This is a genomic window from Ruegeria arenilitoris (genome assembly GCF_013035425.1).
Lineage (GTDB): Bacteria > Pseudomonadota > Alphaproteobacteria > Rhodobacterales > Rhodobacteraceae > Ruegeria > Ruegeria arenilitoris_A.
On the sequence record NZ_WQHX01000003.1, the window covers coordinates 498,730 to 522,238 of the forward strand.

At 52.9% G+C, this 23,509-nt stretch carries 21 protein-coding genes and 1 tRNA gene; 14 read left to right on the forward strand and 8 right to left on the reverse strand.

Annotated features, from left to right (window positions below; translation table 11 throughout):
- Nucleotides 1-182 precede the first annotated feature (182 nt).
- Entirely contained in the window at nt 183-527 is a 345-nt protein-coding gene (locus GOV45_RS11520) for an MmcQ/YjbR family DNA-binding protein (RefSeq protein ID WP_170477582.1), read from the forward strand.
- A 56-nt stretch (nt 528-583) separates the two neighbouring features.
- A complete protein-coding gene (locus tag GOV45_RS11525) occupies nt 584-1,771 on the forward strand; it encodes a pyridoxal phosphate-dependent aminotransferase (protein WP_170477584.1) in 1,188 nt (395 codons plus the stop codon).
- Nucleotides 1,772-1,774: 3 nt separating this feature from the next.
- On the opposite strand, the gene GOV45_RS11530 is transcribed toward GOV45_RS11525, so the two are convergent.
- Nucleotides 1,775-2,293 carry an outer membrane protein gene (locus tag GOV45_RS11530; RefSeq protein WP_170477587.1) on the reverse strand — a complete coding sequence of 173 codons (519 nt, stop codon included), beginning with the start codon at nt 2,291-2,293 and terminating at the stop codon, nt 1,775-1,777.
- 416 nt (nt 2,294-2,709) lie between these two features.
- Between GOV45_RS11530 and GOV45_RS11535 the strand changes: the two genes are divergently transcribed.
- Entirely contained in the window at nt 2,710-4,254 is a 1,545-nt protein-coding gene (locus GOV45_RS11535; RefSeq protein ID WP_170477591.1) for a trimethylamine methyltransferase family protein, read from the forward strand.
- Nucleotides 4,255-4,301: 47 nt separating this feature from the next.
- On the opposite strand, the gene GOV45_RS11540 is transcribed toward GOV45_RS11535, so the two are convergent.
- Together GOV45_RS11540 and GOV45_RS11545 are read right to left on the reverse strand one after the other, a co-directional pair.
- Nucleotides 4,302-4,547, reverse strand: a complete 246-nt coding sequence (locus tag GOV45_RS11540) for an EF-hand domain-containing protein (RefSeq protein WP_170477595.1) — start codon at nt 4,545-4,547, stop codon at nt 4,302-4,304.
- 543 nt (nt 4,548-5,090) lie between these two features.
- Complete coding sequence (locus GOV45_RS11545; RefSeq protein ID WP_170477598.1) at nt 5,091-8,708, reverse strand: vitamin B12-dependent ribonucleotide reductase; 3,618 nt, start codon at nt 8,706-8,708, stop codon at nt 5,091-5,093.
- A gap of 535 nt (nt 8,709-9,243) precedes the next feature.
- Between GOV45_RS11545 and GOV45_RS11550 the strand changes: the two genes are divergently transcribed.
- Entirely contained in the window at nt 9,244-9,678 is a 435-nt protein-coding gene (locus GOV45_RS11550) for a hypothetical protein (protein ID WP_170477601.1), read from the forward strand.
- 18 nt (nt 9,679-9,696) lie between these two features.
- On the opposite strand, the gene GOV45_RS11555 is transcribed toward GOV45_RS11550, so the two are convergent.
- The 4 genes from GOV45_RS11555 to pdxH form a co-directional block, all read right to left on the reverse strand.
- A tRNA-Pro gene (locus tag GOV45_RS11555) sits at nt 9,697-9,773 on the reverse strand.
- Nucleotides 9,774-9,816: 43 nt separating this feature from the next.
- Complete coding sequence (locus tag GOV45_RS11560; RefSeq protein ID WP_254442616.1) at nt 9,817-10,284, reverse strand: DUF192 domain-containing protein; 468 nt, start codon at nt 10,282-10,284, stop codon at nt 9,817-9,819.
- 8 nt (nt 10,285-10,292) lie between these two features.
- Complete coding sequence (locus tag GOV45_RS11565; RefSeq protein WP_170477604.1) at nt 10,293-10,820, reverse strand: cold-shock protein; 528 nt, start codon at nt 10,818-10,820, stop codon at nt 10,293-10,295.
- Nucleotides 10,821-10,941: 121 nt separating this feature from the next.
- Nucleotides 10,942-11,547, reverse strand: coding sequence for a pyridoxamine 5'-phosphate oxidase (pdxH, locus tag GOV45_RS11570; RefSeq protein WP_170477605.1), 606 nt, complete (start codon nt 11,545-11,547; stop codon nt 10,942-10,944).
- A gap of 135 nt (nt 11,548-11,682) precedes the next feature.
- On the opposite strand from pdxH, the gene fabI reads away from it, so the two are divergent.
- The 5 genes from fabI (at nt 11,683) to trpE (ending at nt 17,680) form a co-directional block, all read left to right on the forward strand.
- Nucleotides 11,683-12,489, forward strand: a complete 807-nt coding sequence (gene fabI, locus GOV45_RS11575) for an enoyl-ACP reductase FabI (protein WP_170477608.1) — start codon at nt 11,683-11,685, stop codon at nt 12,487-12,489.
- Between the two features lie 6 nt (nt 12,490-12,495).
- On the forward strand, nt 12,496-13,005 hold the full coding sequence (gpt, locus tag GOV45_RS11580; RefSeq protein WP_170477611.1) for a xanthine phosphoribosyltransferase: 510 nt from the start codon (nt 12,496-12,498) through the stop codon (nt 13,003-13,005).
- A 51-nt stretch (nt 13,006-13,056) separates the two neighbouring features.
- The gene (locus GOV45_RS11585) at nt 13,057-14,232 is read left to right on the forward strand and encodes an aminotransferase (RefSeq protein WP_170477614.1); all 1,176 of its coding nucleotides are present in this window, start codon (nt 13,057-13,059) and stop codon (nt 14,230-14,232) included.
- 82 nt (nt 14,233-14,314) lie between these two features.
- Nucleotides 14,315-16,156, forward strand: coding sequence for a peptidyl-prolyl cis-trans isomerase (locus tag GOV45_RS11590; protein WP_170477618.1), 1,842 nt, complete (start codon nt 14,315-14,317; stop codon nt 16,154-16,156).
- A gap of 12 nt (nt 16,157-16,168) precedes the next feature.
- Nucleotides 16,169-17,680, forward strand: a complete 1,512-nt coding sequence (gene trpE / locus GOV45_RS11595; protein WP_170477621.1) for an anthranilate synthase component I — start codon at nt 16,169-16,171, stop codon at nt 17,678-17,680.
- 18 nt (nt 17,681-17,698) lie between these two features.
- On the opposite strand, the gene GOV45_RS11600 is transcribed toward trpE, so the two are convergent.
- Nucleotides 17,699-19,324 (reverse strand): divergent polysaccharide deacetylase family protein, encoded by a 1,626-nt coding sequence (locus GOV45_RS11600; protein ID WP_170477623.1) that lies wholly within the window; start codon nt 19,322-19,324, stop codon nt 17,699-17,701.
- A gap of 133 nt (nt 19,325-19,457) precedes the next feature.
- Between GOV45_RS11600 and GOV45_RS11605 the strand changes: the two genes are divergently transcribed.
- The 5 genes from GOV45_RS11605 to GOV45_RS11625 are packed head-to-tail and all read left to right on the forward strand — an operon-like array spanning nt 19,458 to nt 23,506.
- Nucleotides 19,458-20,039, forward strand: coding sequence for an anthranilate synthase component II (locus GOV45_RS11605; protein WP_170478124.1), 582 nt, complete (start codon nt 19,458-19,460; stop codon nt 20,037-20,039).
- Nucleotides 20,036-21,055 (forward strand): anthranilate phosphoribosyltransferase, encoded by a 1,020-nt coding sequence (trpD, locus tag GOV45_RS11610; RefSeq protein WP_170477625.1) that lies wholly within the window; start codon nt 20,036-20,038, stop codon nt 21,053-21,055. Before GOV45_RS11605 ends, trpD begins: the two co-directional genes overlap by 4 nt.
- Nucleotides 21,052-21,864, forward strand: a complete 813-nt coding sequence (trpC, locus tag GOV45_RS11615; protein ID WP_170477627.1) for an indole-3-glycerol phosphate synthase TrpC — start codon at nt 21,052-21,054, stop codon at nt 21,862-21,864. The genes trpD and trpC overlap by 4 nt, the downstream gene beginning before the upstream one ends.
- The gene (gene moaC / locus GOV45_RS11620; protein WP_170477630.1) at nt 21,864-22,337 is read left to right on the forward strand and encodes a cyclic pyranopterin monophosphate synthase MoaC; all 474 of its coding nucleotides are present in this window, start codon (nt 21,864-21,866) and stop codon (nt 22,335-22,337) included. Before trpC ends, moaC begins: the two co-directional genes overlap by 1 nt.
- Entirely contained in the window at nt 22,334-23,506 is a 1,173-nt protein-coding gene (locus GOV45_RS11625) for a molybdopterin molybdotransferase MoeA (RefSeq protein ID WP_170477634.1), read from the forward strand. Before moaC ends, GOV45_RS11625 begins: the two co-directional genes overlap by 4 nt.
- Nucleotides 23,507-23,509 lie beyond the last annotated feature (3 nt).

Here is a 23,509-nt window from a genome sequence, read left to right on the forward strand (position 1 = left end):
TGGCGCGGGCTTAGCAACTTGTCTCAGAAATGAAAACGAAAGAAACCGACCCGCTTGATACTTCAGCGGGTAATGCAGCAGATAATGATGCATTTCATCGGGTTCATGTCCCACGGCATACCACGGCAACTTCCCCGAGCCAAGGCTTGAGTTCCGCAACGTAAGTCGGCAACTTGGAAGCAATGAGCCGCGAAACCGTAAATGCCATTTGCGCTGAACTGCCCGGCGCCGAACTGTCCGATCCGTGGGGTGGCGGGCACGATGCGTGGAAAGTTGGCGACAAGATGTTTGCCTGTATTGGCACTGTGGGCGATGGGGTTTCCGTCAAGACCCCAGATATTGAGACCGCACAAATGCTCATTGATGCCGGTATAGCCACTAAAGCCCCGTATTTTCACCGTAGCTGGATTCGCTTGTCGTGGGACACGGACGCCGAAGAGATGCGCCATCGGCTGACGGTTTCGTATGATCTGGTCCGGGCTTCGCTGACGAAAAAGCTTCAAGCAACGTTGTCGCCGCGCAGCTGATTGACAAATCCTCGCCTCTCTGACCCATTCGCGTCAGAAGGCAAACGGAGCACGTGATGAAGCTGTCGCATCGTATAACTAACCTGACCGAAGGCGGCTCTGACGGATGGGATGTGTTTTATCGTGCTCGCCGGATGATTTCCGAAGGTCAGGCCATCACGGAATTGACTATTGGCGAGCATGACATCGGCACAGACCCTGTGATTCTCGATGCAATGGACGCATCTGCGCGTGGTGGTCACACCGGATACGCGATGGTACCAGGCACGGATTTGCTACGTGATACAGTTGCGGCACGCGTCCAGATACGAACGGGCGTAAAAACAACCCGGGATAACGTACTCATTACACCAGGTGGACAGGCGGCATTATTCGCAGCTCATATAGCGGTGTGTAACCCAGGCGATACCGGCCTGTTTCTTGACCCCTACTATGCCACTTATCCCGGGACAATCCGCGCTGCGGGAGCGATAGCCAGACCAGTGCAAACTCATGCGATGGACGCCTTTCAACCACGAGAAAGCGAAATCGAAAGATTTGCAGGGGGCGCCGTCTCGTTACTGATCAACACGCCCAACAACCCCACAGGGGTCGTTTATTCACAGGACACGCTCAACGCAGTTGCTAACGTTTGCAAAAACCGTGATTTGTGGCTTGTTTCAGACGAAGTCTATGACACCCAAGTCTGGGAAGGTAATCACCTTTCGCCACGGGCATTGCCTGACATGGCTGAACGCACGCTAGTCGTCGGATCGATGTCAAAATCTCACGCAATGACTGGTTCACGATGCGGTTGGATCATAGGCCCGGAGGAAGTCGTAGAGCACCTTATCAATCTGGCGACGAACACAACATATGGCGTACCCGGATTTATTCAGGACGCAGCCAGTTTCGCTCTGAACTCTGGTCACAAGCTTGAAGAAAAGATCGCTGAGCCTTTTCGGCGTCGTCGGTCACTGGCTATGCAAGTGCTTGGCGGTCAGCAAACCGTCGGCTTAATCCCGGCGCAGGGGGCTATGTATCTTATGTTAGATATCCAAGCAACTGGATTGACCGGTGATTCCTTTGCCAACGCTTTGCTGGATAGCCATAAAATTGCTGTTATGCCCGGCGAAAGCTTTGGCATGGCGGCAGCCGGCCACATTCGCGTTGCCATGACGATTGCCGATGAGAAACTTGTCAGTGCGTTGCAAACAATATGTGATTTCGCCGCTCAATTGGCCGAAAACAGGGGTGCGGGTTGACGGTCAGAACCGAAATGTCGTGCGCAAATTAAACACATTGGTATCGACACTTCCGCTAGGCTGGGAATCGAGATCGAAGTCTTGTCGCAGTGCTTCTCCGCTGATGACGAACCGATCGTTGACCGGGTAAGCAACGCCGATACCGTAAACAGCGGCAGTGTCACTGTCACCCGAAGTATCTGCTCGGGCCGTCCCGACCACGACGTAGCCTAGCGCGGAACCGAAGTCATAACCTCCGCGCAATTTTAGGCGAGAAACGCCATCCAAGCTGCCTTCGCCTTCACCGAGATCTAAATTTAAGCGATTGTATTCTAACTCACCGCCTAACACGAAACTGCCAAAGTCGTAATCGTACCCGATAAACGGACCAAATGCAGAATCACTGCCCCCAACGCCTCCGGGTCCATCTGCATCCGCATAGCCAAAACTGAACCCAACGAACGGCCCCGTCCAATCTTCGGCCAGAGCGGGTGAAACACCCGTCAACATCAACGCGGTCAGTGTAGCCTTCAATGCCTTCACGCAGACCTCCGAACATCCTGTGCCGGGCCGGGCGCTTAGACAAACATTGGCCGGGGCGCCCAAAAAATCGCAAATATTATGGCCTTTGAACTAATAACTATTCCTATCGTAACAGATTTCTAACTTTGCAGGTAAAAACTTTGAGCACGACATGCTGACTGTGTGGTGCGGACCACATTCACTCGCTCGCCAACTGAAGATTCTGGAATACAGGTCGTAAACAGAACAGATTTTGTCAAAATGAATTTGAATAGTTTATGCACCTTGTTGAGGAAGCGGATGCAAAACGATACGTCGAAAATTCACCTGATCAGTCGCACCATCGGTGCTGATCGGGGACGCGCTGCGCGGGGACGGCCTCGGCAGGTTATAACCTGTTGATCATTTTTACCTGACCCAATTATCGGAACACCGACATGAACGACCAGCCCCGCACAACCTCTCGCAGCGGTGGTCGCGCCGCACGACGCGCAGCTCGCGCCTCTGCATTGCCCGATCATCTGCGGCCAGTTCGCCCCGGCATGGAAGGTGGCACATACAAACCCCTTGGTTCGAAGGATCTTGAGCGTATCCACAAAGCCGCCCTTCAGGCCCTGGAAACGATCGGATTGGCAGATGCCCCGGCAAGCGGGATCGAATACCTCGTCAATGCTGGTTGTACACTGGGCGAAGATGGCCGCGTACGCTTTCCACCCTCGGTCGTCGAAGATGTCCTTGCAAAGGCAAACCGAACTGTAACTCTGTACAGCCGGGACGGCAAAACAGACTTGGTTTTAAAAGGCAGCCGGGTTCACTACGGCACCGCAGGAGCGGCGGTGCACATGGTAGACGTGGAAGGACGGGAATACAGGGACTCCACCGTTCAGGATTTGCACGATGCCGCCCGTATTTGCGAACAGCTGGACAATATCCATTTCGTTCAACGCCCGATGGTCTGCCGAGACATTACTGACAACTTGGAAATGGACCTAAACACAATTTATGCTTGTTGTTCAGGCACGTTCAAGCATGTCGGAACCTCGTTTACTGATCCCGGTTATGTCGCGCCGGCTGTCGAAATGCTTCACATGATCGCGGGCGGAGAAGAAAAGTGGCGGGAACGCCCATTTGTATCCAACACTAATTGCTTTGTCGTTCCGCCAATGAAATTCGCGACGGAAAGCTGCCAAGTGATGGAGGAGTGCGTAAAGGCAGGGATGCCGATTTTGCTTTTGTCCGCTGGCATGGCAGGCGCGACGGCGCCGTCTACTATCGCTGGCGCCATCGTTCAGGCCACCGCTGAATGCCTGGCCGGATTGGTTTACGTAAATGCGATAAGTCCAGGAGCTCCTGCGGTTTTTGGGACTTGGCCATTTGGTTTGGATTTGCGCACAGGTGCCATGTCCGTAGGGTCCGGAGAACAAGCGCTGCTGAGCGCCGGTTGTGCCCAAATGCATAAATTCTATGACCTGCCCGGTGGTGCCGCTGCTGGTGCCTCGGATTCGAAACTTCCTGATATGCAGGCTGGTTGGGAGCAGATGTGTTCAAACGTGATGACCGGACTGGCTGGTTTGAACATGGTCTACGAGGCTGCTGGTATGCATTCTTCGTTGCTAGGATTCTGCCACGAGTCACTGATACTGAGCGATGACCTAATCGGCCAAGCACAGCGCTGTGTACGTGGGATAGAAGTTTCCGACGACACGCTTGCGCTGGATCAGATAGCTCAAGTCTGTCTGGAAGGTCCTGGCCATTACCTGGGCACGGACGAAACTTTGGGCCGGATGCAATTGGATTATGTTTATCCAAGTTTTGGTGACCGCACGTCTCCAAAAGAATGGGCGGAACTGGGAAAACCCGATCTTGTCGAGAAGGCCATAGCCCGCAAAAACGAAATCTTGTCAACGCCGTCGCCAGCACGATTTGATCCGGCGCTGGATTCTGATCTGCGCGACAAGTTTAACATTCACTTACCTGTATGACCCGTTGATCACAGGCGGCCTATATTCGATTAGGCCGCCTGCTGGTTTCAGCCGTTGCTTGGCGGAAGAAGACCTGCCCCTTGCGCAACTGAGATTTCATCAGCATCCAGCGTTCCGTCCCCGTTTGCGTCCATCGCTGCAAAGCTATCGGTATCAATCTCGGGCATAACGATTTGCACTTCTTCGAGTGTTAGAACGCCATCTCCGTTCGTGTCGACGCTTGACTGAGCGAAAGACCACGCTGGTAACAACAGAGCAATCGCTGAAATGAAAGCCAGATTATGCGGTTTCATGATATTGCCTCCTATATGAAGTCCAATTTGACGTCGTCCGGACAAACACAGGAATTTTGATTTACACCAATCAGTCACCCCACCGATACCAAAGAGCGGATTTCGCGCTATTCTCCGCCTGTTTGAATGAGTCGGGTTTGCAATCAACCGCTGGACGAAATTGCCAGTAGGTCTTTCGGCGGTTCCTGCCCTACGCCATTTTCAAAACCCGGCGAAGTGTTGCCAGAATATTCGAATCGATTTGGGAAAAAGAAAAATGGGGGCCGAGGGCCCCCAAAGAGTTTCGCGTTCCAGGCTCATCTCGTTGACCGCCCGGTATTTTTTGCCTGCGGCCTGGACAGCGTATGGGGCGAGCGCACCCGCCCCTGAAAGAGTGGGAAGGAGCAAAATTCCGCCCCACCCTGTTCCCGGCCAACACGGGCATGCCGACCGAGTGGACAAAGGCGATGACGGTAAGTCTTGGCGCCTTAGTCCGTGTTCGTCGGGACCGGATATCCGGGGGGAAAATCACGGTCCCTACACCCCATTGCCGGGGTGCTATTCTCAGCTACACCCGCTGGTTGCTCCGCAGGTGTTACATTTCATGCATGTGCCGTTGCGAACCAAAGTGTAGTTTCCGCACTCACCGCATGGGTCGCCCTCATAACCTTGCATCTTGGCTTTGGTCCGCGCATCCATATTGCTTGCTACGGTGGTTTCAGTCGTTGCTTCGAATTGCACAGCTGTTTCTGTTATGCCTTCAACACCAGCCTGTCCGCCGTTCAAAACCATTAAGTCCTGCGGCAACCGCTTACGCAGATAACCGGTTGAGCTGATTTGCTTTAGAACTTCCAAGGACTTAGACGCAGCGCTGTCACTGATCTCAGAGATATTCGAAACGCCTTCTTCTTCACCCTTACCGATATCGTCAAAAGTTGCGCCTTCAGGCTTCACATGCGCCAAATCGGTGCGATCCAAATACGACACAGCCAATTCACGGAATATGTAATCCAAGATCGAGGTCGCGTTCTTAATTGAGTCATTACCCTGAACCATTCCAGCCGGTTCGAATTTGGTAAATGTGAAAGCGTCAACGAATTCCTCAAGCGGGACGCCATATTGCAATCCGACCGAAACCGCGATGGCAAAGTTGTTCATCATTGCACGAAAGCCAGCGCCTTCCTTGTGCATGTCGATGAAGATCTCGCCCAGTTTACCATCTTCGAACTCACCCGTTCTCAGGTAAACCTTGTGGCCACCAACAATAGCCTTTTGCGTATATCCTTTACGGCGATGAGGAAGCTTTTCCCGGTGGCTGCGGATCATTTCCTTGACGACAACCTTCTCGATCACCTTCTCGGCTAAAACGACAGCTTTTTCCTGCGTCGATCCGCTCTCCAGCACTTCAGCCGCCTCATCGTCATCCTCGACCAGCGCTGCCGCCAACGGCTGAGAGAGTTTCGAACCGTCGCGATACAAAGCATTGGCCTTTACGCCCAGAGACCAGCTGAGTTCATAAGCTTTCTGGCAATCCTCGATGGTCGCATCATTCGGCATGTTAATCGTCTTCGAGATCGCGCCCGAGATGAAGCTCTGTGCTGCCGCCATCATGGTGATGTGGCTATCAACCCCAAGGAAACGCTTGCCTTTCTTGCCGCACGGGTTGGCACAATCGAAGATCGCGTAATGTTCCTCTTTCAGATGCGGGGCGCCTTCCAGAGTCATAGTTCCACAGACATGGTCGTTGGCAGCGTCGATATCAGCTTTAGAAAAGCCCAGATGCCGAAGCAAATCAAACGTCGGGTCGTTCAGCTTAGTGGCCGGGATGCCCAAAACACCGGTGCAGAAATCCTCGCCCAGCGTCCACTGGTTAAAGACAAACCGAATGTCAAAGGCGCTTTCCAGTGCGGCATCCACTTTACCCAGTTCATTCGGTCCAAAACCGTGACCCGTTAGCGAGGTATGGTTGATCCCAGGAGCATTGCCAATGGTGCCATGGCCGACCGCGTAAGACACGATCTCTTCGATCTGGGACGAAGAGTAGCCCAGTTTTTCCAGCGCTGAGGGTACCGAGCGGTTGATAATTTTGAAGTAACCACCGCCGGCCAGCTTTTTGAACTTCACCAAAGCAAAGTCAGGTTCGATGCCCGTTGTGTCGCAATCCATGACCAGCCCGATAGTGCCCGTCGGCGCGATTACCGTCGCCTGCGCATTGCGATACCCATTCTTTTCACCCAAGCTAAGCGCTTCATCCCATGCCGACATAGCCAAATCGACCAGACGTTTGTCTGGGCAGTTTTGGTGATCCAGCGCAACCGGCTTCACCGCCAGATTCTCGTAACCCTCGGTCACGCCCTGTGCTGCTCGGCGGTGATTGCGGATGACGCGCAGCATGTGGTCTGCGTTCCGCTCATAACCTTTGAAAGGACCAAGTTCGCCTGCGATTTCGGCTGAGGTCGCATAAGCAACACCGGTCATGATTGCTGTCAAAGCGCCACAGATGGACCGCCCCTCGTCCGAGTCATAACTGTATCCCATGTTCATCAACAGACCACCGATATTGGCATAACCCAAACCCAAGGTTCTGAAATCGTATGAGAGTTTTGCTATTTCCTTCGATGGGAATTGCGCCATGGTCACGGAAATTTCCAAGGTCAGCGTCCAAAGCCGCGCTGCGTGCATGTAATCTGCTGATTGGAATTCTCCGTCCTTGAGGAAGGTCAGAAGGTTCATTGATGCAAGGTTACATGCCGTGTCATCCAAGAACATATATTCCGAACACGGGTTCGAACCGCGGATTTCGCCATCTTCGGGGCAAGTGTGCCATTCGTTTACAGTATCGTGGAACTGAATGCCCGGATCGGCGCATGCCCATGCAGCGTGACCGACTTTTTCCCAAAGATCGCGAGCCTTCACTGTTTTGGCGACTTTGCCGTCAGTCCGATTGATCAGCTCCCAATCAGCGTCTTTCTCCACAGCAGTCAAAAACGCGTTGGTCACTCGGATCGAGTTGTTTGAGTTCTGGCCCGAAACCGAACTGTAAGCCTCCGAATCCCAGTCTGTGTCGTAGGTAGGAAATTCTATGCTGTCATGCCCCTGTTTGGCATAATCGAGAACGCGCTTTATGTATGTCTCTGGAATGGCGACCTTCTTTGCCGCGCGAACCGCGGACTTCAGGGAAATATTCTTCTTGGGATCATGGGCATCTTCTTGGGCGCCGTCCCAAGAGCGAATGGCCTCGAAAATTCCGTTCAGCATCTTCTCGTGCATCTTTGATCCGGCAACGATCGAGGCCACCTTCTGCTCTTCAATCACCTTCCATTCGATAAATTGCTCGATGTCCGGGTGATCTGCGTCAACGATCACCATCTTTGCTGCTCGACGGGTCGTACCACCTGATTTAATCGCGCCAGCGGCGCGGTCGCCTATCTTGAGAAAACCCATGAGACCCGAAGATTTGCCACCACCCGACAGAGCCTCGCCATCTGCACGCAGGTGACTGAAGTTGGTACCGGTACCAGAACCATATTTGAACAAGCGCGCTTCACGCACCCACAGGTCCATTATGCCCCCTTCGTTCACCAGGTCATCATCGACCGACTGGATGAAGCACGCATGGGGCTGTGGATGTTCGTATGCAGATTTTGATTTGGTCAGTTTACCAGTTTTGTAGTCAACATAGTGGTGCCCCTGCGCCGGTCCATCGATTCCATATGCCCAGTGAAGACCAGTGTTGAACCACTGCGGAGAATTTGGTGCGGCGCGCTGCGTTGCCAGCATGTAACGCATTTCGTCAAAGTAGGCGCGAGCGTCTTCTTCGTCTGTGAAGTAGCCGCCTTTCCAGCCCCAATAGGCCCAAGCGCCCGCCAAACGATCAAAAACCTGCTTGGATGACGTCTCTCCGTCGAATTCCGCATCTTCGGCTGGCACAGAGCGCCACAGAAACTCGGGAACGCCCTTTTCTTTTACTTTCTTCAAACGGTTTGGCACACCGGCCTTACGGAAATATTTCTGAGCGATGACATCACTGGCAACCTGGCTCCAGCTTGACGGAACTTCAATCTCATCTAAACGGAATACGATTGTCCCGTCCGGATTCCGAATCTCGGACGTTGCAGACACAAAATCCAGTTCTGCGTATGCGTCCTGACCAGGTTTGGTGAATTTTCTCTCAATCTTCATGTCCGCTGCCCCCGGGCAATTATTTTAAGTTTCCGGCACTTTTAATTAGTTTTGCGGAGTGCCGCCCGCTGCCGTCAGAATTTTGGGCACAAAAGACCAACCGCTGTTCATAACAGCGCAAAACCGCAAAAACGGTTGCACGTAGATAGGTATGCATTAGTCCCTCGCCCGTCGCCTTTTTCCAGTCATTATCTACTAGATTTAGTGGCGCATGCTTCGGCCTATACAATCTGACGTATCTTGCCATAGTTGGTCAACGGACTTTTTTGAGATTTTTGGAATCTTTTCTGTTGACCAACTCAGAGAGATCGGCGGGAACCTGCCGGCGCGCGATTCCTCCACAGGTCTTCCTAAGGCTGCCGGACAAGGACTTACCGAATTGGCAAATGGAATTCTCGTTTTTTGTGCCACGGTTACGAGCAAATGATCACCTAACGCACAATTAACGAACGTCACAGAGAATCATCGCGGCGCATCCAAAACACATGCAATAGTCAAAGGAACAGATAAAAAGTGCCTTGGGACCGATTTCAACATGCGTACATTGCGAACACTTCCCGCTCTGGCCCTGATCGTGTCCTGTACAACACAAGATAATCCAATTGGAACACGCAGTGCGCAGTTCACTGACTATCCAAAGCAAATGTTCAGCTCGTTCCAAACGCAGTGCGACGGTCCCGGAGAAGACTATTTGCGGATGGGAAAAGGCAGTTTTGAATGCCGTGAACAATTGCCACCCGAGGCAACTGCATATCTGATTCTGTCCTTCGACGGTCACCCTCGGGATTTGCCAAGAATCGTTACACGATTAAGTTCGACCAAAAACCAGCTGGGATATCGCGTCGATGCGGATCTATTCTTTCTGGTTCCACAGAAAGATGGAACTACTCTTAGAGTTCCGGTTCAAAGCGAGACATTAGATAAGGATTTTAGCCAACTATATGTGCGGTTCGGCGGAATGCCCATTTAGGCACATATAGTTGGAAAGTGGTCGGGGCGGCAGGATTCGAACCTACGACCCCCTGTACCCAAAACAGGTGCGCTACCAGACTGCGCCACGCCCCGGACCGTGCGCCTTCCTAACGATGCCATTCGGATTTGAAAAGCCCTAACAAGGCCAAATTGCAGGACCTTGCGAAAAAACTTCATGCCGCATCTGGGTTCCGGGGCGAATAGCATACCGCGCAGCAAGCCCGGCATTGATTTCCAGCACAGTGTAGACCGAATCACCACCTTCAATGGGCGTCAGGTCACCAGGAATTGCGCCTTCGTGCACATGAGTGACGTTACCAGCGCGATCCGTAAAAATCATGTCCAACGGGATGAGCGTGTTTTTCATCCAAAAAGCAACCGGTTGCGGAGGATCGAATACAAACAACATCCCTGCCCGATTGGGCAGACTTTCTCGAAACATCAAACCTTGTGAACGCTCTTGAGGGGTTTTGGCCAATTCGACATCGAATCGCACTTGGGCCTGAGAATTCCGCAGTTCAACCTGGTCAGCGCGACATTCCGCTACGGCCATCGAACCGATAATCGAAAGAAGCATCGCGAAAGCCGGGAGGAATTTCTTCATTCCGGTGATCAGCCGTTCAGGGCTGCCTCCCAAGCCAAAACCTGAGCGGCCATACGCCCACGCTTGCCATCAATGACTCGCATTGCAAGAGCTTCACCCGGTTGCAAGTCCGCCAACCCCGACCGGCGCAAAACCTCAATATGAAGAAATACATCTTCATTACTGCCAAACACATTGGCAAACCCAAATCCTTTGCCCTTATCGAACCACTTGACGCGTGCCGCCTCTAGCGGGGTTTGCGCAATCAAATCCGGATCCAACTCGGCAAAATCAGCCAGCATTAAAGTTTCAGCCCGATCCGGCGGATCCACTGAAATAACTTCAACGGCCTGAACACCGCGGTCCGTACGGTGGGTCATGATTTCGATGCCTGCGCCATCCGCAACCGAGCTTTGCCCAAAATTACGCAGAACATTCACATGCAGCAGAATGTCGGGCCCACCTTCATTGGACACAACAAATCCGTAACCCTTAGCAGGGTCGAACCATTTGACGTGTCCACGAACGCGGTACATGCTGCTCATATCTTCTGGCACTGTGTTCCCATCACGAAATTTAGCAAATCGTCAGGGGTCTGTTGTTGATGCAAATGAATTGCAATTTCAAGTCGAAAAAAATCTATGATTTCGGGCTTTTGCATTTCGCTGCGCATGACTGTCATGGATTCAACCTCTGCACTTGCCACTCGGAACCGGGGGCAGTTCTGCGCCACTGAAAACGGTCGTGCAACCTGAAAGCGCCATCTGCCCAGAACTCTATCTCCACTGGAATCAGCCTGTACCCGCCCCAAAAGTCCGGGCGTGGCGGGTTGGGTCCGAATTTGGTAGTAACTTTGGCCACTTCCGCCATCAATGCGGCCCTGCTCGTTAGCGGCGCAGACTGTCGTGATGCCCACGCACCCAGACGGCTTTTGAGAGAACGCGAGGCGTAATATTCGTCTGCTTGTGGTCCGTCTTCGCGCGTGATTGTGCCACGTACCCGAATTTGACGCCGTAGTGATTTCCAATGCATCACGAATGCCGCCTTTCCAGACTCATCAAGCTCGCCTGCCTTAGTGCTATGGTAATTTGTATAGAAAACAAAGGCATCTTCCTCGATTTCTTTCAACAAAACCATTCGAACATTTGGTAAGCCACTTGAATCTACGGTTGCCAACGCAATCGCATTTGGGTCATTAGGTTCGGTCTTTTCAGCTTCCTCCAGCCACCGTCCCGCAATGCTAAACGGATCGGTGCCAGCGAAAATGCCACTTTGCTCGTTCATTTCCATCCCCTGGAAATAATTGTTCCCGACACTAAGGCGAGAACCCGCTACGAGCAAGAGTGCATGGCCTTGATGCAAGGCAATCAATGGCATAAACCAATCCAACACAACGCGAAGACAGGCGGAGAACCGAACATGTCAAATCAGTTGATGGCCGGAAAACGCGGCCTCATCATGGGACTGGCCAATGACAAATCAATCGCATGGGGAATAGCTCGGGCTCTGTCCGAAGCTGGAGCCGAGCTTGCCTTCTCATATCAAGGTGATGCTTTAAAAAAACGGGTTGATCCATTGGCGGCACAGCTCGGAAGCGAAATCGTCCTACCCTGCGACGTCAGCGATGAAAGCTCGATCAACGACCTTTTCAATGCGCTTGAAAAAACCTGGGGCAAGTTGGACTTTGTTGTTCACGCGATTGGTTTTTCGGACAAGAACGAACTTCGCGGTCGCTACGTCGACACCAGCCGCGCAAATTTTAACCTGACAATGGATGTATCGGTCTATTCGTTCACAGCTGTAATGCAGCGAGCCGAAAAACTGATGGGTGAAGGCGGCAGCGCAATTACCTTGACCTATTACGGAGCTGAGCAGGTGATGCCGCATTACAACGTAATGGGTATCGCCAAGGCGGCTTTGGAGGCATCGGTCAAATACTTGGCCGAGGATTTGGGCAAGGACGGCATCCGCGTGAACTCGATTTCCGCCGGCCCAATCAAGACTCTGGCCGCCAGCGGAATCGGTGATTTCCGCTACATAATGAAGTGGAATGAGTACAATTCGCCCCTTCGCCGGAATGTAACAATCGATGATGTTGGAAAGTCTGCGTTGTATCTGCTGTCAGACCTCAGCAGCGGCGTAACTGGCGAGAACCTGCACGTGGATTCGGGGTATCATATAGTCGGCATGAAAGCCGTTGATGCTCCGGATGTTGAAAAGGGATAAAAATTAATGAGCGCAAAGGACCGCCTACCCCACGAAAAAGGCTTTCACATAAGCTGGGACCAACTGCATCGCGATTCTCGTGCGCTTGCTTGGCGGCTAGACGGACAGGGCCCAGATAACGGGGCATGGCGGGCCGTGGTCGCCATTACTCGCGGTGGAATGGCGCCAGCCATGATCGTCAGCCGCGAACTGGATATTCGCACAGTCGACACTATCAGCGTCAAATCTTATCATCACCAAACTCGTGGAGAGGCCGAAATTCTTAAGGCGCCTGATGCCAATTTGATGGGTGACGGCACCGGCGTTCTGATTATCGACGATCTGGTCGACAGCGGAAAAACTCTGGAATTGGTGCGTGAGATGTATCCAAACGCGCATTTTGCCACGGTTTACGCCAAACCCAAGGGTCGCCCAATGGTTGATACTTTCATTACCGAAGTCAGCCAGGATACATGGATCTTTTTGCCCTGGGATATGGCCCTGCAATATGTCGAACCCTATCGCGGAACGGATTAAGATTCGGTCAACGACGAAATCTTCGGACGAGTTTCTGGACATGGGAAGCAAATGAAACTCACGCGCACAGCGGCAACATTTGCGCCACCTGTGATGGAAGCATCACGATGGTTGCAGGGTGTGTCATTCACGGTTGATCGGCCGTTGATCAATGTCAGTCAGGCTGCACCAGTTGACCCGCCTCCGCTTGCTCTGCGTCAGGCAATGGCCGAATTCGCGTTGCGTGATAACAGCGCTCATCTTTACGGACCGGTTTTAGGTAATGACGACTTGCGTGCTGAGCTGGCCTCTCAGATCAGCGTCCACTATGCCTCGGATATCTCAAAAAATCAGGTCGCAATCACTTCGGGATGCAATCAGGCCTTTTCCGCTGTGATTTCGGCAATTTCGAACCAAGGGGATGAAGTAATCCTTCCAACGCCTTGGTATTTCAACCACAAAATGTGGCTTGATATGGCTGGCGTCGGGGCTGTCACTCTGGCTACAGGCGACAGTCTTTTGCCGAATCCGGACAAGGCAAGGGAACTAATTACTGAAAAAACCCGAGCCATTGTTTTGGTTACCCCGAATAATCCCGGTGGCGTGGAATACCCAGCTGATCTGGTGATGGATTTCTTTGAACTGGCGCGGTCGGCTGGTATTCACTTGCTTGTTGATGAAACGTATCGCGATTTCGACAGTCGCTCCGTCCCGCCTCATGATTTGTTCCAGCAACCAAGCTGGGACAATACTCTGGTACATTTGTATTCGTTTTCAAAGGCCTATAGGTTAACTGGTCATCGTGTCGGAGCGGTTGCCTCGGCCCCTGCTCTGTTGTCTGAGATAGAGAAGTTTTTGGATACGATCGCTATCTGTCCAAGTCAAATCGGTCAGTTCGCTGCGCTTTGGGGGATGCAAAACCTGTCCCGATGGGTCTCTGAAGAGAGAAACGAAATACTGGACCGACGAGCTTTGATCTTGCAACAGATGCCCCGTTTGTCTGCGAAAGAATGGCGCCTTTTAGGTTTGGGCGCCTATTTTGCATATCTCGAACACCCTTTCGATCTGAGTTCCGACATTCTGGCCAAACGACTTGTTGTCGAGGCTGGTGTTCTACTGCTGCCCGGTACAATGTTCATGCCCGTCGACGATCCAGACGGGAAAAGACAGTTGCGGATCGCTTTTGCCAATCTCGACAAGGAAGGCATATCCAGACTTTTTGATCGTTTCGAGGCGTTATCCTTCTAAGCTTGCTCCTCGGCGACGTGCGTCGTATTCAGGGCCGCAACCGACCCGAGCAAGTACTGCCAACACAAAACACGAGGGCACCATGGCCGCAGGCATGAAAAATCTGTCAAAAACTTTTGTTTGGATCCTCATGGGCCTTTTGATGTTGGGACTTGCAGGCTTTGGGGCGACCAGCTTGACCGGCACCGTTCGAACCGTGGCTCAAGTCGGGGACGAAAGTGTTTCAGTCGACGAATATGTCCGCGAATTGCAGCGTGAAATCCGCGCGGTAGAAGCGCAAACCGGTCAACCGCTGCAGATTTCACAGGCCCACCAACTTGGACTGGATCAGCAGGCTTTGTCCCGTCTTGTTGCGCTCGCTGCTTTGGACAATGAGGTTGCGCAACTGGGCATTTCAATTGGTGACGAAAATCTGCAACAAGAAATCGTTCAAATTCAAGCGTTTCAAGGTGTCGACGGGACCTTCGACCGAGAAGCTTATCGATTTCAACTGGAGCAAGTAGGGTTGACCGACACTGAATTCGAGAATGACCTACGTAAAGAGTCCGCGCGTACCATTGTTCAGGGTGCTGTGATGGGCGGGGTGGATATGCCGCGTACTATGACCGAGGCATTGTCGAACTATGTACTTGCTCGCCGAAGCTTTACAGTCGCAACTCTTTCGTCCGACACTTTAGAAACGCCTGTGCCAGAACCAACGGATGCACAGATACAATCATATTATGATGAAAACACTGACCGCTTTACCCTGCCCCACACAAAGAAGTTGACCTACGCAATCCTGTCGCCGGAAATGCTGTTGGACTCAGTAGAAGTTGACGCGGACTCGGTAAAACGCCTGTACGATCAAAGATCCGACCAATTCAAACAACCTGAACGCCGGTTGGTCGAACGTCTGATTTTTTCGGACGAAACTTCTGCAACAGAAGCTCTAGCGCAGCTTGAGGTCGGTGGGGCAAGCTTTGAACAACTGGTCCGCGACCGGGAACTGGAACTGAGCGATGTCGACTTGGGAGATGTGACCCGTGATGATTTGGGTGAGGCGGCCGAAGGCGTCTTTGCTGCAGAAATCGATGATGTAGTTGGCCCATTGCCGTCTGAACTGGGACCAGCGTTATTCCGTATCAACGGATCATTGGCAGAAAACATCGTCACATTTGCAGAGGCCGAAGCTGAGTTGCGCGAGGAACTTGCCGCTGACAGAGCTCGTCGCCAAATCGAAGCTCAAGCCGAAGATATTAACGACCTACTGGCAGGCGGCGCGACCCTGGAAGAGCTGACCAACGAAACCGAAATGGAACTCGGCGAAATCGACTGGACTCAGCAAAGCGATCAGGGAATAGCTGCGTATGACGGGTTCCGTTCTGTTGCAGAAGCCGTGCAAGAGGGGGATTTTCCCGAAGTAGCGTTTTTGGAAGACGGCTCGATTTTTGCCCTGCGCTTGAACGAAGTTCTTCCACCCCGACCTGAACCACTGGACAGCGCCCGCTCTCGAGTAGCCGGAGCTTGGGTGCAGGATGAGATCGCCAAAGAGCTGCAATCCCAGGCGGGTTCAGTTATTACAGCGCTCGCAACAGATGGTGATTTTACGAACACCGGCTTGCCGTTCCGGGTTGAGAACGCCCTGACACGTACCGCCTTTTTGGATGATGTTCCTGCTGATTTCATGACGCAAGTATTTGAAATGGAGCCTGGAGAACTGCGTGTCATTCCAGGCGCTGGGACTGCTTTGATTGTACGTCTTGATGACGTGTTGCCCCCCGCGGAGACGGATGAGCAGCGCCAGATGCAAGATGCTCTATCAGCGCAAATGAACCAGGCCTTGGCGCAAAATATCTTTGACATCTATGTGCGCGATGCTCAGACACGTGCGCGCCCAGTCGTGGACCAGCAAGCGCTGAACGCCGTTCAGGCAAGCTATTAACCGGGGTTGACTATGGATCTGACACCCGACTTCGACAGTTTCGCGCGCGCCTATGAAGCGGGCGAAAATCAAGTAGTATACACACGTCTTGCTGCTGACCTAGACACTCCTGTGTCGTTGATGCTCAAACTGGCGGGCGCGCAAAAGGACGCGTTCATGCTGGAATCTGTGACTGGCGGAGAGGTACGCGGACGATATTCGATCATTGGTATGAAACCTGACTTGATCTGGCGATGCGAGGGGGAAACCGCCTCCATTAACCGATCCGCCCGCTTCGACGCCGAGGCGTTTTCGGAGCAGGCCGGGAATCCCATGGATAATCTGCGCGATCTGCTGGCCGAATCTCGCATTACCTTACCGTCTGACCTTCCTCAGGCGGCGGCAGGCCTGTTCGGTTATCTGGGGTACGATATGGTCCGGTTAGTTGAATATCTGCCGGACGTTAACCCTGATCCGCTAGGGCTGCCCGATGCCATCATGCTGCGACCGTCAGTGGTCGCGGTTCTTGATGGCGTAAAAGGTGAAGTTACGGTTGTGTCGCCCGCTTGGGTAAGTGACGGACAATCTGCCAAGGCGGCTTTCGCACAGGCGGCCGAGCGGGTAATGGACGCGGTCCGCGATTTGGAACGCGCAATGCCCTCTGAAACCCGAGATTTGGGTGAAGCCCGCGAGATCGCGCCCCCAATTTCGAATTTTACCAAATCAGGGTATATGGAAGCAGTTGAAAAGGCTAAAGAATACATTCGGGCTGGAGACATTTTTCAGGTCGTACCAGCGCAACGCTGGACGCAAGAGTTCCCGCAACCCCCATTTGCCTTATACCGCTCGCTTAGGCGAACAAATCCTTCGCCCTTTATGTTCTATTTTAACTTTGGCGGCTTTCAGGTGATCGGCGCCAGCCCAGAGATTCTGGTGCGTGTATTTGGCAACGAAGTGACAATTCGACCGATCGCAGGCACTCGCCCCCGCGGTGCAACCCCGGAAGAAGATAAAGCCAATGAAATTGACCTGTTGGCTGACAAAAAGGAACTCGCAGAACATCTTATGCTTTTGGATCTTGGTCGAAACGACACGGGCCGTGTAGCCAAGATTGGAACTGTTCGCCCGACCGAAGAATTTATTATCGAACGCTACAGCCACGTAATGCATATTGTTTCCAATGTCGTTGGTGAACTTGCGGATGACAAAGATGCGCTGGACGCGTTCTTTGCCGGAATGCCGGCCGGCACTGTTTCGGGGGCACCCAAAGTACGTGCTATGGAAATCATTGACGAACTTGAGCCAGAGAAACGAGGCGTCTACGGCGGCGGTGTCGGTTATTTCAGTGCGGGCGGCGACATGGATATGTGCATCGCACTACGGACAGCCATAGTGAAGGATAGTAAGTTATATATTCAGGCTGGTGGGGGTGTCGTGTATGACAGCGACCCGGAAGCGGAATATATGGAGACCGTGCACAAATCAAATGCAATCCGCCATGCTGCGGCTGAAGCGGCGCGTTTCAGTGGGAACGGCAACAGATAAGATTGATTGACCTAATCTTTAATATTCGGCCGAACCCGAGTTTCGCTGAACTTCACTCATCATGACGGCAGATATCGGCGCCATAGCAACCCGATTGCCGCGATCCTCGAGTCCCCAAAGCAACAGGGCTGAAATCGTCTCGGGGCGCAATCGACCCAACATGACAACAGCACCTTGCTGACTGGCGCGAAATGCAGCCTGGTCCAGAAAACGGCGTATAACCTGAGCATCCTGACTGGCACCATCAAAGTCTCTGAAAACGACACTGGACGGGACACCGTTTCGCGCAGCTAATTTCTGAACTGTGTTCAGCCCGCTATCCTGTGTGACCAACCCGCGACCGGTATCACCGGCGATAGCAGCAACCTGATCTGCCAATTTTCGGTTACCTTGAATTCCCGTTCCAACACCTTCCAATAAACCGACAGTTTCTGGCAGCGCCTCTAACCAAACTGCCAAAGACACCTCTGCGTCCTGCGCGCTAGCTGCAGTGTGCATATCGATAAGAGCCAATACCTCGAACCCGGCCTCACGGTGACGCGCCATTTTTTCCGCCGCCTTTGGGTCGGATGGATTAACTGCCAAGCTAAGCGGATATGGGAAATCCTTAAGTGCTTCGGCCCCAAATGCGCCTTCGTCATCGATCAAGATAATCGACATCAAAGGTTTGGCCTCTGGGTTTTCAAAGGCCACCGCGTATTCTTCTATTGGTTTTCCTGGCGCAAGAGTTTGAACTTCGGCCTGCTCCTCAGTCGCTTGGTCACGTTCTGTCAAAGGCACAATCCGCTTGCCCACCCGCGTGCCAGACGGTTGCTCTGGTGAAATCTGCGGCAAGGAAATGATTCGTGGTTGATTGCGAGGCAGAGTGTCCTCTTCACCCTCAACCGCGATCGGGTTTTCATCGACCGCGATATCCTCCTCGACTTTAGGTGTTTGTGCTTCGGGCTGAGGAGTGTCATCAGGTTGCACGGCGGCAACCTGTTCACCACTGGCTTCTGGCTCTTTAGACAAAGGCGCCTGAACTGATTGTTCTTCTGGTTCTTCGATTACCGGGATTTGCGCTTCAGGCGTCAATTGAGCCGAGGAAGTTGTTAGGTCTGGCTCTGTTGCAACTTCGGGCTTTTGTTCCGGGGGCAGCAAGTTTTCTGCAGCAATTTCAAGATCGGTATCTAGCTCAGGTGAAGTTGGAGTCGGAGCTGGGTTCGGCATCGATGCCGGAGTATCAGAGTCGACTGTCACAGGCTGCGCCGCAGGCGCATCAGGCGCTTGAGGACTCGAAGGGGATGACCCAGTTGTCGGTCGAGTATCAGGCTGCAACTCTATACCCGAAAGGCCGGCAAGTGTATCTGATTGCGTTTCTGGGTCATCTGGAGCTTTAGGTGCCAGCTCAACCAAATCGGCGTCTTTTCCCTGAATCTGCAAATCCGCGTCTTCTGAGGGGGTTGGTGCCTCAGAAGCTTTTGGCGCCACGATTGACACCTCGGGTTTTGTTGTAAGCGGCGTATATAGTGACGCCACAGTCGCCAAGGCTAAAACCGAGACAGCCCCGGCGAACATCCCACCGTAAAATCCCCGCATAGCTAACATGCCTCTCGCCTTGTTTATTGCCTCAATCGCTCGGGCACCGTCTGTAGCGGTGCTCACTTGCACAACCGGTCCGGAACGGATGTCCCCTTGACGCTGGCGCACAAGCCTGAGCATGTATATTCCGACATTATACCTTGGCTTGGGCCTGCATCGCCAGCCCCAATTGCCTCATTCAAAGATAAGTGCCGGAATGCTGCTGCTGATCGACAACTATGACTCGTTTACTTACAATCTTGTCCACTATTTGGGTGAATTGGGCGCCGAAATGGTCATTCGCCGCAATGATGCCTTGGATGTTCAAGAAGCAATGGCGATGAACCCGGCCGGTATCCTGCTAAGCCCGGGACCATGCGACCCCGATCAAGCCGGTATATGTCTGGCGCTGACCGAGGCGGCGGCAGAAACCAAAACACCATTGATGGGAGTGTGCTTAGGTCACCAGGCGATTGGTCAGACATTTGGCGGTAAGGTCGTACGTTGCCATGAGATCGTGCATGGCAAGATGGGCAAGATTAACCACTCCGGTAAAGGATTGTTTGCAGGCCTTCCAACTCCGTTCGAAGCAACGCGCTACCATTCGCTAGTTGTAGATCGAGGCTCTCTACCGGACTGTCTGGAAATAACGGCAGAGCTCGAGGATGGAACGATCATGGGACTACAGCACAAGGATTTACCCATTCATGGTGTGCAGTTTCATCCCGAGTCCATTGCGTCCGAGCACGGTCATGCTCTGCTGAAGAATTTTTTGAATGAGATGAAAGTCCCGGCATGAGCGACGTCCTGAAACCGTTGATCGGCGCCGCAGCGGATAGGCCACTGACGCGGTCAGAAGCAGAGCAAGCCTTTCAAATACTGTTCGAAGGTGCTGCAACGCCCAGCCAAATCGGTGGACTTTTAATGGCCATGCGCACGCGTGGCGAAACCGTTGACGAATATGCGGCCGCCGCTGCCGTTATGCGAGCCAAGTGCCATGCCGTGTCAGCACCTGTCGGAGCGATGGATATTGTCGGTACGGGCGGAGATGGAAAAGGAACTCTTAATATATCGACGGCGACAGCGTTTGTTGTCGCCGGGGCTGGAGTCGCCGTTGCTAAACATGGCAATCGAAACTTAAGCTCAAAATCCGGGGCTGCAGATGCTCTGAGCCAGCTGGGAATCAACGTTATGGTTGGACCAGAAACCGTTGAAAAGGCTTTGAAAAATGTGGGAATAGGTTTCATGATGGCGCCTATGCACCATCCCGCGATCGCTCATGTGATGCCGACACGGCAGGAACTAGGGACACGGACGATTTTCAATATTCTCGGCCCCCTGACCAATCCCGCTGGTGTTAAACGCCAGTTGACGGGCGCTTTCAGTCGAGACCTGATACGACCAATGGCCGAAACCCTTGGCCTGCTCGGCACCGAACACGCTTGGTTGGTTCACGGATCAGATGGAACAGACGAATTGACCATCACCGGGGTAAGCTGGATTGCCTCGGTCGAGGATGGAACTGTCAAGGAAGCAGAAATTCATCCCGAAGACGCCGGACTGCCCGTACATTCATTTGAGGACATTCTCGGTGGAACACCCGAAGAAAACGCTGTTGCATTCCGCGCACTTCTCGATGGAAGACCATCTGCCTATCGCGACGCGGTGTTACTGAACGCGGCAGCAGCATTGGTTGTGGCCGACGCTGCATCGGAGTTACGCGAAGGCGTTGCAATGGCCGCCGAAAGCATCGACAGCGGCAAAGCGAAAGACAAGATAGCCGCGTTGGCTCGTATCACACAGGAAGCTGCATGACCGAAACAGTTCTGGACAAAATCAAGGCTTACAAGCTGGAAGAGATCGCAGCAGACAAAGCGCGAAAATCATTGGATGAGCTTGAATCCGAAGCGGAAAGCGCGTCTGAGCCTCGCGGTTTCGCCGACGCGCTTTCGGCAGCGACCCGTCGCGGTTATGGCTTGATTGCGGAGGTCAAAAAAGCCAGCCCTTCCAAAGGCTTGATCCGAGAAGACTTTAATCCACCCGCTCTGGCCCAGGCATATGAAAAAGGAGGTGCTGCCTGTTTGTCAGTTTTGACCGACACGCCCAGCTTTCAAGGTGCCAAGAACTTTCTAACCGCTGCACGCAAGGCTTGTTCTTTGCCCGCGCTTCGCAAGGATTTCATGTATGACCCCTATCAGGTGATCGAAGCACGTGCGCTTGAGGCCGATTGTATTCTGATTATCATGGCGTCTGTCAGTGACTCTCAGGCGTCTGAGTTGGAACAAACTGCGTTTGATTGGGGTATGGATGTTCTGATTGAAGTGCATGACGAGGCAGAGCTACACCGCGCAACCAACCTAAAAAGCCCTTTGATCGGAATAAACAATCGAAACCTAAAGACTTTCGAAACAAGTCTGGACACGACGCGCAGGTTGTCAAAATTGGTTCCGGCCGACCGAACAATTGTCTGTGAAAGTGGCCTGAGCACACCAGCTGATCTTGCAGAAATTGCGCGCTATGGCGCAAGGTGCTTCTTGATTGGCGAAAGTCTGATGCGTCAGGATGACGTCGCATCGGCAACCCGCACTCTGCTAGCTAACCCTCTTGTTCCAGGGGTGATGTGATGGCGCTTACCCATTTCGACGCCAAGGGTCAGGCACATATGGTTGATGTGACCGAAAAGCAAATAACTGACCGAGTTGCTGTCGCAGCTGGTTACATCAGAATGGCCCCAGAAACCTTTGATTTAATTTCCGAAGGCCGAGCAAAAAAGGGTGATGTTCTGGGCGTAGCTCGTCTTGCCGGGATTATGGGGGCCAAGAAAACGCCCGATCTAATCCCGTTGTGTCATCCGCTGCCAATAACTCGGGTTGCAGTTGAATTGACGCTGGATCCGTCTTTACCAGGCGTTCAGGTCGAAGCGACGGTTAAAACTACTGGCCAGACCGGTGTCGAGATGGAAGCATTAACCGCAGTCACAACCGCAGCCTTGACCGTTTACGACATGGCAAAGGCCGTTGACAAAGCCATGGAGATAGGCGGCGTTCGCGTGCTTTTGAAAGACGGCGGAAAATCAGGACGTTACGAGGCGGAATGATAACAGTCAACGAGGCCCGCGCGCTGTTGTTTGAATTGGTTGACCGGCTACCGGAAGAAACGGTGCCACTGTCAGAGGCCGCTGGTAGAGTGTTGGCTCAAGACGTTCGTGCAACCCGCGATCAGCCTCCATTTCCCGCATCATCCATGGATGGTTATGCCGTCAAATCGGTCGAAGTGGAACTGCATGCCATTTTCAAAGTCGTTGGCGAAGCCGCTGCAGGGCGACGGTATTCAAGTTCGGTTGGCGCGGGTCAAGCTGTGCGAATTTTTACTGGTGCGCCCATGCCTGACGGCGCGGATTTCGTAGTCATTCAAGAAGACACAACACGGAGCGGCGACCTGATCACCATCACTGATGGTCCGGGTGCAAAAACCAATGTTCGTCCTGCCGGCGTGGATTTTAAAGCCGGAACGCCGATCAGGGCACCTCGTAAAATTCGTGCAGAGGACGTCGCACTAATGGCCGCGATGAACATTGCCTTGGTGCCAGTGACCCGCAAACCCGTTGTGGCATTAATTTCCACCGGAGATGAATTGGTCATGCCAGGAGAAACACCCGGGCCTGATCAGATAATCGCTTCAAATACATTTGGTCTCAAGGTGTTACTGGAGAAAGTTGGCGCGCATGTCAGGGTACTGCCAATCGCTCAAGACACAAAGTCTTCTTTGGAGACGGCGTTTTCACTGGCTCAAGGTGCTGATCTGGTCGTCACTATAGGCGGTGCCTCGGTCGGTGATTACGATCTGGTAGCAGATGTATCGCAGGACCTCGGGATGGAGCGATCATTTTACAAAATTCGTATGCGACCGGGAAAACCATTGATGGCAGGCAGGATCAACGGTGCAGCCATGGTTGGCCTACCGGGAAATCCCGTCAGTGCGATGGTTTGCGGGTACTTATTTCTTGTGCCCATGATACGACGCATGCTGGGTGTTGAAGATGTTCTGGAATCATTCCGAACCGCTCCGCTTACAGAGGCAGTCGGCCAAAACGGTCCGCGCGAACATTATATGCGTGCCATTGTGGACAAAACCGGCATCAAGGCGTGCGCCGATCAGGACAGTTCGCTGTTGAGTGTTTTGGCTGAAGCAAATGCTCTTTTGGTCCGCGCGCCTCATGATCCTGCCCGCTCAAAAGGGGAAGAAGTTTCCTATCTACCGATTTAGGGA